Genomic DNA, 13120 nt, shown 5'->3' on the forward strand with positions numbered 1-13120 from the left:
AATTATGCGACTTTGCGCAGGCTGGCGGCTCGATACTCATGACCAGTCATCAGGCAGTAGGTGTCGCCAATCAAATGCTCGATTTGTCAGATTACATGGTCTAAATGTGACTGCTATCAGTACCATCAGTATCGGTAAAAGGATGAATAATGACAGACAGTCCAATGCAAGTGAGCACAACCATAACCGCGAATAAAAAATCAAATATTATTGTCACAACGCCGCGCAGTATTGGGTTTATGCAGTTGTGGCGCCGTGAATGGCAAGTTAAGCAGCAAGGGGCGGTACAATGGTTGTACCCATTGGTACTGTTTTTAGTGATTATCACCTTGTTTCCACTAGCGGTCGGTAGTGAGCCTGCGCTTTTGCAGCGTCTTGGCGTATCAGCCGTGTGGATTGCTGCATTGCTGTCCTTGGTGATGGGTGTTGATGGCTTGTTCAAGCCTGCACTTGATAATGGTACGCTTGCGCAATTGGTCGTCGCCAACGCGTCATTGCCGCTATGGGTGCTTATTAGACTGGTCATTCACTGGATTTTTAGTAGTGGTATCGTGGCGATACTCAGTTTGCTGGCAGTCCCTTTATTTCAGCTGAGTTGGTTTGAAGCGTGGATATTAATGGCGTCTATCGTGACAGGCAGTCCGATGCTTTTGATGCTATCAGCGGTCGCCAGTAGCTTAACGCTGTCATTGAAGAATGGCGCAGTATTGGTACCATTGATTGCATTGCCAATGCAGCTGCCTGTATTGATCTTTGCCACAGGCGCGGTAGATTTATTTGCGACTGGTTTAAATGGTTTGCCCATCTTGGCGCTATTGCTGGCAGGAAGTATTATATCCGTTTTGGTCATGCCGTGGGTCATTGCAGTGACTCTAAAAATGTCATGGCTCAATTAAGTACATTTGCGAAAGACTAAAAACCCAGTCGTCTAAATCCAGTTATCTGAGCGCCATGTATTATCATTGTGTTGAAAACGGGCAATTTTGCTATAATAGTCAATTGAATACGTAAACAGCTCTTTGTAGATTCTATCCAGTGTTTAACGCCAGCAGGTGAGCTGATAGTGTGCTTTTGTAGGCCACATCGGTCATGACCAGTAAGCTGTGTAATAGGTTTATTCCCATGCCCAACCTGAATAACGTCTCGTCTCCTAGCCTATGGCAGCGCATTTGGCAGGGCTTCTTGACCACCGTAGGTACCAAGCAGTTCTTTCAGATTTTTAGTCCTTGGGTCAAGTGGCTCGCGATATTAGCCAGTCTCTGTTTGCTCATTGGTAGCGTATGGGGTCTTGCTTTTGCGCCGCCTGATTATTTGCAGGGCAATAGCTACCGTATTATTTTTATCCATGTTCCAGCAGCCAGTCTTGCTATCTCTATCTATTTCTCCCTTGCCGTCTTGGGGGTGATTTATTTGGTGTGGAAGATTAAGACGGCCAGTCTGGTCGCGCAGGCATTGGCTCCGATGGGATTTTTGCTTTGTGTGATCAGTTTGCTCACAGGGTCTATTTGGGCCAAGCCAACATGGGGGACCTACTGGGTATGGGATGCGCGTCTTACCTCAATGCTGATATTAGCGTTTCTGTACGCAGGGGTGATGGCGCTGTTTGCCGCGTTTGAGCACACGGCCAATCGTGGTAAAGCGGCTGCTATTTTATCTATTGTTGGTGCGGTGAATCTACCGATTATCAAGTACTCCGTAGAATGGTGGAATACCTTACATCAAGGTGCCACTTTTAGTCTGACCGAAGCACCGAAGATGTCAGCTGACATGTGGATGCCACTGTTGCTCATGATTATCGGTAGTTATTTGTTGGTTGCGACCATGGCGATTTATCGTACCAATACGCTGATCTTACATCGTGACCAAGGCAAAGCGTGGGTCAAAGAATACATTCGTGCTCAACACAAATAACGGCTAGGAACCTACTATGCAGCCTTACTTTTATAGCATATCTGAGTTTGTCGCCATGGGTAAGCATGGGGTCTTTGTATGGTCATGTTGGGCGATTACCATCGGTGTGATGCTGGCTTTTATTATTTATAGTCGCAGACAAAGACAAGCGCTTATCAAGCAGCTGACGATTCAGCAAGCGCGTCAGGCACAGCGCACGACCAAAAAATCCACACCGATCACCAAGCAATATGACTGAGAAAATATATTAATATCAGAGTTTTAGCGTAAGAAACTATATGCTTTTATTGACAAAAATATGACCTCGCGAGTAGCTATAGGGCTTATTGATTTGTCCGAAAAATGCTATCATATGATCATTAGAAGATTACGATTAGAAAGATTTTTTGACAATGTTTCTTGCAAGCGTTTTTCTAATCGTCGTTTCTTTAATATTTTCTGTTTTATGGGCTAATTGTATTTAAAACAGAGACTCATCAACGAGGTAGAGGTATGAATGCAGTTCGTCGGAAAAAGCTGATGTGGGTGATGTTTACGCTGGCAGGTGCAGCTGTAGCAGTCATATTGGTTATTTATGCTATCGGGCAGCAAACCGACTATTATTTTGATGCGACCGCTATCGCTCAAGGTGAGGCGCCTCAAGACAAGCGTATTCGTGCTGGTGGTATGGTGGTTGCAGGTAGTGTGCAGCGTGCAGCAGACAATCCATTGAATGTTGAGTTTGCGATTACTGACTTTCAATCAACCGTACCTGTGACTTATCAAGGTATTTTGCCAGACTTATTTGCCGAAAACTCAGGTGTGGTAGCTACGGGCAAGATGCAAGGCGATACCTTTGTCGCTGGTGAAGTATTGGCAAAGCATGATGAAAACTATATGCCACCAGAAGTCGCTAAATCAATGAAAGAAAACAATCGTAGCGGGGCAGTGCCTTCTTCTGAACAATATAATCCTGCCGAAAGAATTCATGAGACTGAAACCCTGCAACAGTAATGATGATAAGTATTGATGACATATAAAAAGGCCACCGATAGTCGGTGGCCTTTTTAATACATTGTATTTAGCTATTCAGCTAATGATTAGTCATCCCATTCAGGGCTATAATCAGGATGCTCAATCTTACGACCATCAGAACTGGCTAGCTTGCCGATTTTTTCTAATTCATCTGCACTCAACTCTACTTTGATGGCGTCTAAATTGCCTTTTAAGTGATCAGGGTTAGACGTTTTTGGGATGGCAACGCGGTGTTTGTCTGATAAGATCCATGCCAATGAGATTTGTGCTGGCGTGACGTTGTGCTTATCTGCAATCTCTTTGATGATATCGTTATCAAATACATCGCCACGAGCGAGTGGTGAGTAAGCTTCTAGCAAAATATGATGGTTATTCAAAAATGCCTGCAAGGTATCTTGCTTGATGAACGGATGGAATTCTACTTGGTTCACAACGATTGGTACATCCGCATATTTTTTGGCTTCGATGATGTGATCAATATTAAAATTAGACACACCGATATGGCGGGTCAACCCTTGCTTTTGCAGCTCACACAAGGCAGGGATGGTCTCAGATAATGGTACACGATCATCTGGCCAATGTAGTAGCAATAGATCGACATAGTCCACGCCCAAATTTTCTAGAGACTTTTTAGCTGCAGCTTTGAGCTTTTCTGGCTCAAATTTCATGTCATCTGGAAAAATTTTGGTCGTCAAAAAGAATTTATCGCGCGCCACGCCGGATTGCTTGATACCTTCGCCCACTTCTTTTTCATTTTCATACGCTTGAGCGGTATCAATGTGCTCGTAGCCCATTTCTAAAGCTTTTTTAACCACGTCTACGCAGTCTTGACCAGTTGATTGCCAAGTACCCAGTCCTAGAACGGGAATATTTGCTTGTCCTGCGGTACGAATATTATAGTTTTTAGTCCTCATATTTTTATCCTTATTTTATTTATAATTTATAGTATGTCTTGAGTTAAAAATGGTTTTAAACAAAACATTTAATACTAGTAGGAAAACTTAGCAGTTGTTTAGCTAATCTAATAATCAAGTTTGTCTACTATAAGAAAAACTAGAGCAAAGTGGAAGAGCGTGTGACGCATCCCTACAAAGGACAAACAGGCTGTAACGTGAACTCGATAACCTGTTAGGATGATAGGAAGCTTAAAAAGAGGTAAGATCAGCAAAACGAAGACATTAAAAAAACGCCCACCACGGTTAAGTGATGAGCGCCGATAATCATCGAGGTACCCGTATGGCTGGGCACTGATGATTTTAGTGTCTTACTGAGCCGCGGCTTCTGTTTCTACCGTTTCAGTACTGTCAGTTTTAGCTGCGGTATCAGTGCTTGCACTAGTGTCAGAACCCCAGATTTTTGGGTACTTGTAGCCAGGGAACGTTTCATGCGCGTACTTTTTGAAAGCCTCTGAGTTATAGGCGTTGGTGACATCTTCAACCCATTTCTTACCAGCATCAGCAGATTTGATCGCTGACCAGTTCACATAAGCAAAGCTTGGCTCTTGGAATAAAGCTTCAGTCAGCTTGATGCCAGAGTCAGTTGCATAGTTACCGTTGATTACTGCAAAGTCAACTTCATCACGCGCGCGTGGTAATTGAGCCGCTTCTAGCTCAACGATATCGATATCGTATTTGCTGTTGTCAGCGATGTCAGCTTTTGATGCAGTCAATGGGTCGATACCGTCTTTTAGTTTAATCCAGCCAAGATCGTCCATCATGACCAACGCACGAGCAAAGTTACTTGGATCGTTCGGTGCAGAAACACTCATGCCTTTGAATGCTTCATCTAGGCTAGACTTTTTGCCTGAGTAGATACCAAGTGGTGCAGTTGGCACTTGGAATACTTCAACGAGATCAAGGTTGTTCTCTTTTTTGAAGGTATCAAGATATGGCTTGTGCTGGAAGATGTTGATGTCCAAGTCGCCTTCTGCCAAGGCAAGGTTGGGACGAACATAATCAGTAAATGCAACTAACTCAACCTCATAACCCTGAGCTTCAAGTGTGCCTTTTACTTGGTTACGAACCATATCAGCAAAATCACCTTCAGTCGTACCGATAACAATTTTGGTGTGTTCAGGATCGATGTCGCTAGTACTCGCAGTCGTTTCTGCAGTGGCACCTTCGGTAACAGGCTCTTGGTTCGCTTCTGGCGCTGATGAGTTGCTGCAACCGACTAAGACCAAACCTGATACGCCAACCGCGGCAAATGCGGTGGCTAACTGACGGCTGATATCTGTTAATTTCATAATATGTCCTTAATAATGAATAAAATTGAGTGAAACGTTTATCGTCGAAACATTAAAAAAGCAACATTATAAATAGTAATGCTGCTTTTTTGTGAGAGCTGAGATAAGGGTTGAGTGTTGCCAAAAATAAACCTAGTCGCTCGTAATGTCAAGTATTCTCTAAAGCGGTTTAACGTTTGTCTAAACGATTGGCGAGCCAGTTGCCAGACGCTTGAATCGATATCACCATCACTGACAACACCAGCACGATAAAAATCATCACCTCGGTCTGATAGCGATAATAGCCATAACGAATGGCCAAATCACCCAAACCACCACCGCCGATCATACCAGCCGCTGCTGAGTAAGAGAGTAAGCTGATACAAAGAATAGTGACCGAGAGTACCAATCCTGAGCGCGCTTCATTGAGCAGTACTTTGATGATGGTAAAAGGTCTGGCGCCCATCGATTCAGTTGCTTCAATAATACCGCGCGGTACTTCACGCAAATTTTGCTCAACCAAACGCGCAAAATAAAACGAACCCGCAATCGCAAGGACGAGAGAGGCGGCGATAGGACCGATACCAGTACCGACGATAGCTTTGGTAAACGGACTCATCGCAATCATCAAAATCACAAAAGGGAAGGCGCGCATAAAGTTGGTAATGGCGCCAAGTACGCCATAGAGTGTCTTGTTTTGCAAAAATTGTCGGTCACTAGACAAAAACAAGAATACGCCAAAGAGCCCACCGATAAGGATGGCGACCGTGGTTGAAATACCAAGCATGATAAACGTATCAACAAACGCACTCATAATCTCTTTGCGTAGGGCAAGCAGCTTGTCTATAGAGGCGGATAATTCAGTACCAGTTAACATATTTATTTCTCCTGCCTCATTAGTCCTCAACGACTAAGCCTTTGCCAATCGGGGTAGTTGCCTGAATCAGACCATCTCGTACATCGGCCACTTCTAATAGCTGACCTTGATGCAATAATGCTGCGCGATCACAGAGTCTGCGAATGACGCTCATCTCATGGGTTACGATGACGATGGTCACACCAAGTTGCTCATTGATATCGCGCAAACAAGTCAGCAAACTGCGAGTCGTTGCAGGGTCAAGCGCACTGGTTGGCTCATCGGCCAGCAATACTTTTGGACTCGGGGCAATCGCGCGTGCAATACCGACACGTTGCTTTTGCCCACCGGATAGCTGCGCAGGATAATGTCCAGCGCGATCAGTTAAATCGACAATCTCAAGACATTCCATAACGCGTTTATGAATATCGCGGCTAGGATAGCCTGAGATTTTTAGATTGAACGCCACATTGTCAAAAACGGTTTGATTAGTCATGAGATTAAACTGCTGAAAAATCATACCGATATTATGACGAGCAATACGCAGTTCACTGGCAGATAGCGTGGTCAAGTCAGTACCGTCTATCACCACTTGGCCTGAATCTGGACGCTCAAGCATGTTAATCAAGCGCAACAAGGTAGATTTACCTGCGCCTGAATAGCCCATTAGACCAAAAATCTCGCCTTGTTTGATAGTCAGAGATGTCGGCTCAACAGCAGTAAACCAATGTGGTTTGCCGTCTTTGTCTTTGATTGATCGGTCGCTTAAAAACCTTTTGGTCACATCGTTTAAGACAATCATGTCATTCATGGAGGGCTCAAAATTCAATAAATTTTTTAATGGTCATCGTGTGTCGTTATGCTTCTATTACTAGATAAGAAGCCCATCAAAACGACAATAGTCAATAACCGTATAATAAGGGGCGGTAATATAGCATATTATCAGTCACTTTGGATATGCACATCCGTGACTGACTTATGATGAATAGCTATTAAGGAGAGGGTATGTGAAAGGGGGGAGAGGGGTAGAATGCGTGATACGAGAAAAATCAGATGTTTTTAGCATGGCTGATCAGTCATGCTGATTGTAATGAGGGTCATGTTCAACGGGTATGGCGACTAAAAAGCGAGTATGACCGTTTAGCGTATCAGTAGTGATCCGCCCTTGATGCGCGGTGACAATCTGAGAAACCAAAGAAAGCCCCAACCCTGACCCTTTATTCTTTTGCTGTAACCGTACGAAGGGACTAAACACTTCTTCGCGTTTTTCTTCAGGAATACCTGTGCCTTCATCAATCACCGCTAGTACTGCATATTTTGGTAGGGGACGTACAGGCTCGGCTTTTGCCTTTTTGAGATGCTTAGCAAATAAGCCTTCTTTACGCGGTGTGGCTGCGGCTTCGTTATTATTTTGGGTGTTGGCTTTAGCACTGTTTTTCGCTTTATCTTTGCTGCCATTTTTGTGGATAGTTGTATCGGTTGCTACTTTGTCAGTTTTTCGATTGCTATCGTTTTCAAGAGCATGCGCACGATTGTCGATTGTTCCATCTGTAGTTTCGATAAGATTATCATGTACGGATTTCTTAGCGTCTTTATTAGAGTCTGAAGTGTCTTTAGAATCAGGAACGGCCTTCCAAATCACTTTATCTAAATCGGTGCTAGCAATATGAGCATCAGGTTTTACAGAACTTGGGGTGTTTTTAATAAGGTTAAGAGCTGTACTTATATCAGCATTTACATCTTCATCGACTGTTAGATTTTCACCATTTTTGTAGATTGGCGGTGCTGGCAAGACAGCTATTGGCTCGACTGAATCAATTTTGTCTTTATTGCTCAGAGTAGAGTCGGCATTTTCGGGTGAAGCAGACTCCTGCTCATCACTATTGGTATCAAGCGGCTCTTCATAAGAGTCAAAATCCAACAAGCTATTATAATCGGTGAAACTGCTAGAGAGCACGGTCTGCAATAGGTAATCAGGAACAGTGCCAGCATCTTCGATAGTCTGAACGCCGTACAGTAACACGGTAATGGGCGGCTTACCGTGAAGCATGGCATTGGTCAGTAGATTGCGAATGAGATGAGTCAACATTGATGATTGACCGTCGATCATGATGTGCTCACCAATCAACGTGGCTTCAGGATAGTGCTGACGTTCTTGATTGACCAAATCGTATAAATCCAAGTTTTCAATTTGCTGCAAGGCATGACCTGCGTCTAGACGGCTGACCAACAATATACTTTCGACCAAATCATTGAGACCTGACAGATCGCGAGTGATGGCATGAGCGCGTTTGTCAAACTTGGACTTGGTATCTGCTGGCAGCCCGCTTGCCAACATATCCATCATTTCAATCTGCAAGCGAATGCGCGTGATAGGCGTACGCAACTCATGAGAAGCATGCGCCAATAATAAATTGTTGGCATCAACGAGGTGCTCAATCTTTTGCGCTGCTTGGTTGAACCCACGCGCCAATGAGGCAATTTCGTCATTACCACGAGCGTTCACTCGAACCGTAAAATCCCCATCCCCTAACTGAGCCATCTGCTGACTTAACTGATCGATACGCCATGTCATGGTCCGTGCAATCAGCCACAGAACACCGGCCATAATAATGAGCAGCAACAACGTACCTGTAAACAGATTCAGCGCTGCAGAAAGCACGGGCTTTTTAGGAGGTAAACGCGACTCATACAGCAGAGTATAGCCAGTGCTGCTATAGACTTGAGCCTGCTTAGTAGGGGAGGTATCTGCAAACGAAGGAAAAACACGTGAAAATAAAGATGGCGTAGGTGGTAGCTCTAGCGGCAAATCGCTATTATCGGTTTGCATGAGCAACCGACCTTCGCTGTCGTACAAGCCCATTTTGGCCTGTAGTGACTCATCAAAAATATCAAAGCTTTTTTTGACAACAGCTAGCATAAATCGTGATTGTAGGTGATTGTCCTTACTGATAGAGATATTTAACTCATGCAAAAAGGGATCAATCTGACCCAAAATCTGCGTGGCCAATATCTCTGATCGGATTCCTGCGTCCTTGTCATGCACCAGTTGGGTCAATAGCACCATAGCAACTGCAAATAAAATAAGTGCCAGCATAACGCTGGCAAATAGTTTGGCAAATACGGAACGAAAACCCAATTGCTGCATTAAACAATCTCTGTTATTGGACACTAATATCGACTGAGCTTAATATGCTCTCTATCGATTAATCCATCTTTTATGATCAAACCTGATCAGTGGCAAATTGATAACCAACACCGCGCACCGTGATAATGCGTTTTGGTTGACGTGGGTTGTCTTCGATCAAAGCACGCAAACGTGAAATATGCACGTCAATGGCACGATCGATGTTGTCTGAGCTGTCGTCGTTTGGCATTGCCTGCCAAAGCTGCTCGCGATTTAGCACTTTGCCAGAATGGGTAGCAAAATAGTGTAGTAATTGGAACTGATGTGTCGTTAAACGTACAGGCTCATCATCGATAGTAACTTCGTGACTGTCAGGGAACACACTCAAACGACCAAAGGTTAAGCTATCTGACTGGCTATCCGCTTGGTTTGGCTGCTCATGACGACGGATAACAGCACGGATACGGGCGAGAAGCTCACGCGGCTCGAAAGGCTTTGCGATATAGTCATCAGCACCCATCTCCAAACCTAACACGCGATCAGTTGTATCCCCTTTTGCGGTCAGCATAATAATAGGTACTTTATTGGTCATATTATTCTTGTTGCCACGAATTTTTTGACATACTTGCATGCCATCCATGTCAGGTAGCATCAAATCAAGTACGACCAAATCGATATCACGCTCTTTGGTATCTAACAGATCAAGGCCTTCTTGACCCAAACCTGCATGATGGACGTCATAGTAATTCATGGTCAAATAATCACTGATCAGCTCTGCTAAATCTGGATCATCTTCAATCAATAAAATCTGCTTGCTCATGGGATATCCTCTAATTGTTCTTATAATTTGCCAAAGGTCTAATGTGTGCTAGTCGCTTAACTATGATAACTATGATAGAAGTATCAATAGTTTTTACATTCTATGCCATTAAACCTCTGAGCCTCTAAGTTTTCAGGTGTTTTAGAGTACTGAACTATCATGATGATAAAAATACGTAGTGATAAAGATAGTCCTAAATACTCGGATAGTGCTATATATAGTACGACTATATTGCCTAATGATGCTGTTACAAAACAAGATAGGCTTTGTTAATGTTTCTACCAAATGTAACTGTCAGCGTGAATGGCTATGACACGATGACTTTTTTGCCTTCAGAGTCAATAGGTAAGTCAGCCAAGCAAATTAAACTATCGTTACTCACACCAGCAATCAAATATTGTTGCGTGGTCGGATCATACTCAACAACCTCAATAGGCTGGCGTGTCAGACGCTGGTCTTGGCCAATAATCCAGACATTGGCGGTCAACGGTTTAAGCGGCATATAAGGCGGTTTTTGTAACTCTGTTAAGTCAACATCATGCAAGGCGCGCTTAGGCACGATAGTACCTACGTCTATTTGTCCATAATTGACTCGCCCCGTGACCTTCATTTCTGGTTGTAGCTTGTCACGGCTGGCTTCATTGTCAATGACGTTAACATACACCAACAGTTTTTTTGGCTGGCTGGTAGGCACAAGCTTACTGACCTGACCTGTAAACTTGTCAGTGATACCTTCGGTCGTAAAATTGACAGTCTGACCAACTGAAAGCTGAGGCTCCGCTTGAATGGGTAGTGTCGCCGCAAAGTGCAATTTGGTCTCGTCACTAATTTCTAATAGGGGCGTGCGCGCCGCCATTTTTTCACCAGTTGTGGCATATAGGTTTTCTACACGACCTGAAAAGCTAGCAGCTATCGTCACCAAATTATATTGTGGGTTCGGTTTTTTAGTAGCAGCTTTTATACCATTACCATCGGTGTTGTCACTATTATCTGTGACAAGGTTTGCTGCTGACGACTCTTTTTTATCATTGTTAGTATTATTTACATTAGCATCATTATCAACAGATAAAGCCTTAGTAGAGCTAGAGTCAGAATTGTCGTCGATACTTGGTGTACTCTCTGGTTTCTTATTATTGGTAGTGCTTGTCACTATCTCTTCTTTAGAAGAGTTGGCTTCTGTAGATGTGTCTGATTTTACGGTAGGATCACTCACCGCCGCCAAACGCCTGACAACTAGTAAAGGCGTACCTTTTTCTACCCATTGACCTTCGCTAACGAACGTTTTTTCTATATTGACGGGATGTACTGCAACAAATTTGGTTTGTTTGATAGGCTCGATGCTACCTTGCAGCCCTAGACTTGGCTGATAACGGGAAGACTTTATACTGAGTATGTGTTCTGGTGTGATCGTGACACTATCACTGGTAATGACAACGGGGGAGTCTGCCGTTGCCGTGTTTTCGGGAGCGACTGATTCATTCTCAGATGGTGAGGGTTGACAAGCAGCAAGCAATAAAACGCTGAGCAAGTAGAGGCTTTTTTTGGAATGTTTAAAGGCTGTCATAGCAGTCACCGTTATAGTCGTCGTTTCATTATATAGTGAATAGATACGCGGTGGAACAATTGCGCCACACTTACTAATCTTAGATAGCGTAAGCGTTTGTCATAAGAAAATAGATGAGGTTGCCGACTTATTAAATAAGAACAGCGGTTTATGATACTCATTAGTTAGAACATTAATTCGCTAATGACTGGAAAAGCATCAATAACTGTGCTAAAACAAACATAACGAAATACTGTGATACATTTTTATCACAAAAGAAAATTATTCAGCAATGTGGTTATTGATTCTATATAATGCAGGGATATCATAAAGTTGGTTGCCTCGTTGTTTAAATGACGTTGTCACTGACAGTAAATGAGTTCAAAAACTTTTGAGTGTTTTAAGAGATAATACGACTTTGCTTGATGGTTATAGAAGTAAAATATCAGGCCTAAAAAGCTAAAAATCGCACTCAATTTTATGAGCTTATTACGAGCAAAGTGCGTATAGTAACTCATGTTGACGCTGTGTTTGATGGGCAGACACTGATAAAAGGTATTCACTGTCATAAAAGGTCTAATGAAGTCTCAGTCTTTTGTATTGGTCTCATATTGACTGATATCATGACTTAAGATGAGTGTTAGAGCTTTATATAGACAGAGAGCGTTACGAATAAATAGTCGTTCATAGGATAATGATAATGGAAAATAATTTTGAAGGTTTGAAAGTAATGGTGATTGATGATTCAAAAACCATTCGCCGTACCGCAGAAACCTTGCTACAAAAAGCGGGTTGTGAAGTCGTAACCGCTATAGATGGCTTCGATGCCTTAGCAAAAATTGTTGATAACAACCCAGATATTATTTTTGTCGACATCATGATGCCGCGCTTAGATGGCTATCAGACTTGTGCACTCATAAAAAATAACCCTGATTATGCTAATAAACCCGTGATTATGTTGTCATCTAAAGATGGCTTATTTGATAAAGCCCGTGGCCGCATCGTCGGATCTGATGAGTATTTGACCAAACCATTTAGTAAAGATGAGCTTTTTGATGCGATTAACCAGTACCGTTAATCAGCTCTATAGACTCAAATATAGTGATTGCTAAGATTAAAAATAATGACTCACTATTTAAGTGACTAACATACTAAGTGACTAGCATAAAAATAAATCACGAATAAGTTGTTGGCCATTATTTTCAGTCGTTTTATCAACAATATATCCTCATAGATATTTTAGAAAATAAAGGAAAATCCTATGGCTACCGTTTTAGTCATTGACGACTCACCATCAGAAATGGCGAAATTTCGCGACATGCTTTCTAAAAATAACTTTCAAGTATTAGAAGCATCAAATGGCGAGCAGGGCTGTCAGATGGCAGCTGATCATCTGCCAGATGTCATTTTAATGGATGTAGTAATGCCAGAAATGAACGGTTTTCAGGCTACGCGAAAAATCACTCGCGGCAAAACCACCGCTCATATACCTGTCATTATGATCAGTACCAAAAATCAAGAAACCGATAGAGTGTGGGGCAAGCGTCAAGGTGCCAAAGAGTATATGAATAAGCCAGTCGATGAAAACGTATTGGTCAATATGATTCGCAAAGTGATGGAGTAAC

The 13120-nt window shown here is 42.9% G+C and carries 14 protein-coding genes; 7 read left to right on the top strand and 7 right to left on the bottom strand.

Translation table 11 applies throughout. The features are described from left to right. Nucleotides 1–4: 4 nt before the first annotated feature. The 5 genes from AOT82_RS13950 (at nt 5) to ccmE (ending at nt 2904) form a co-directional block, all read left to right on the top strand. Entirely contained in the window at nt 5–196 is a 192-nt protein-coding gene (locus tag AOT82_RS13950) for a hypothetical protein (RefSeq protein WP_197496661.1), read from the top strand. Between the two features lie 43 nt (nt 197–239). Then, nucleotides 240–896 carry a heme exporter protein CcmB gene (locus AOT82_RS10760; RefSeq protein ID WP_071003762.1) on the top strand — a complete coding sequence of 219 codons (657 nt, stop codon included), beginning with the start codon at nt 240–242 and terminating at the stop codon, nt 894–896. Between the two features lie 226 nt (nt 897–1122). Then, complete coding sequence (locus tag AOT82_RS10765; RefSeq protein WP_058025463.1) at nt 1123–1911, top strand: heme ABC transporter permease; 789 nt, start codon at nt 1123–1125, stop codon at nt 1909–1911. 16 nt (nt 1912–1927) lie between these two features. Then, on the top strand, nt 1928–2149 hold the full coding sequence (gene ccmD, locus AOT82_RS10770; RefSeq protein WP_071002978.1) for a heme exporter protein CcmD: 222 nt from the start codon (nt 1928–1930) through the stop codon (nt 2147–2149). 254 nt (nt 2150–2403) lie between these two features. After that, nucleotides 2404–2904 (top strand): cytochrome c maturation protein CcmE, encoded by a 501-nt coding sequence (ccmE, locus tag AOT82_RS10775; RefSeq protein WP_071002979.1) that lies wholly within the window; start codon nt 2404–2406, stop codon nt 2902–2904. 86 nt (nt 2905–2990) lie between these two features. Here the strand turns inward: ccmE and AOT82_RS10780 are convergent, their stop codons facing one another. From AOT82_RS10780 to AOT82_RS10810, 7 genes are all read right to left on the bottom strand, one after another. Beyond that, nucleotides 2991–3839 (bottom strand): aldo/keto reductase, encoded by an 849-nt coding sequence (locus tag AOT82_RS10780; RefSeq protein WP_071002980.1) that lies wholly within the window; start codon nt 3837–3839, stop codon nt 2991–2993. 350 nt (nt 3840–4189) lie between these two features. Further along, nucleotides 4190–5170, bottom strand: coding sequence for a MetQ/NlpA family ABC transporter substrate-binding protein (locus AOT82_RS10785; protein WP_071002981.1), 981 nt, complete (start codon nt 5168–5170; stop codon nt 4190–4192). A gap of 169 nt (nt 5171–5339) precedes the next feature. Beyond that, nucleotides 5340–6026, bottom strand: a complete 687-nt coding sequence (locus AOT82_RS10790; protein ID WP_071002982.1) for a methionine ABC transporter permease — start codon at nt 6024–6026, stop codon at nt 5340–5342. A 19-nt stretch (nt 6027–6045) separates the two neighbouring features. Continuing rightward, a complete protein-coding gene (locus AOT82_RS10795; protein WP_071002983.1) occupies nt 6046–6816 on the bottom strand; it encodes a methionine ABC transporter ATP-binding protein in 771 nt (256 codons plus the stop codon). 261 nt (nt 6817–7077) lie between these two features. Beyond that, nucleotides 7078–9153: a sensor histidine kinase gene (locus AOT82_RS10800; RefSeq protein WP_071002984.1), complete on the bottom strand. Its 2076-nt coding sequence runs from the start codon at nt 9151–9153 to the stop codon at nt 7078–7080. Nucleotides 9154–9229: 76 nt separating this feature from the next. Beyond that, nucleotides 9230–9952 carry a response regulator transcription factor gene (locus AOT82_RS10805; protein WP_058025471.1) on the bottom strand — a complete coding sequence of 241 codons (723 nt, stop codon included), beginning with the start codon at nt 9950–9952 and terminating at the stop codon, nt 9230–9232. Between the two features lie 307 nt (nt 9953–10259). Continuing rightward, nucleotides 10260–11516: an HlyD family efflux transporter periplasmic adaptor subunit gene (locus AOT82_RS10810; RefSeq protein ID WP_071002985.1), complete on the bottom strand. Its 1257-nt coding sequence runs from the start codon at nt 11514–11516 to the stop codon at nt 10260–10262. A gap of 679 nt (nt 11517–12195) precedes the next feature. Here AOT82_RS10810 and pilG point away from each other — a divergent pair. Together pilG and AOT82_RS10820 are read left to right on the top strand one after the other, a co-directional pair. Then, nucleotides 12196–12573, top strand: a complete 378-nt coding sequence (gene pilG / locus AOT82_RS10815) for a twitching motility response regulator PilG (protein ID WP_057761576.1) — start codon at nt 12196–12198, stop codon at nt 12571–12573. Nucleotides 12574–12756: 183 nt separating this feature from the next. Next, nucleotides 12757–13119, top strand: coding sequence for a response regulator (locus AOT82_RS10820; RefSeq protein WP_071002986.1), 363 nt, complete (start codon nt 12757–12759; stop codon nt 13117–13119). Nucleotide 13120 lies beyond the last annotated feature (1 nt).

Source organism: Psychrobacter sp. AntiMn-1, assembly GCF_001854065.1.
Lineage (GTDB): Bacteria > Pseudomonadota > Gammaproteobacteria > Pseudomonadales > Moraxellaceae > Psychrobacter > Psychrobacter pacificensis.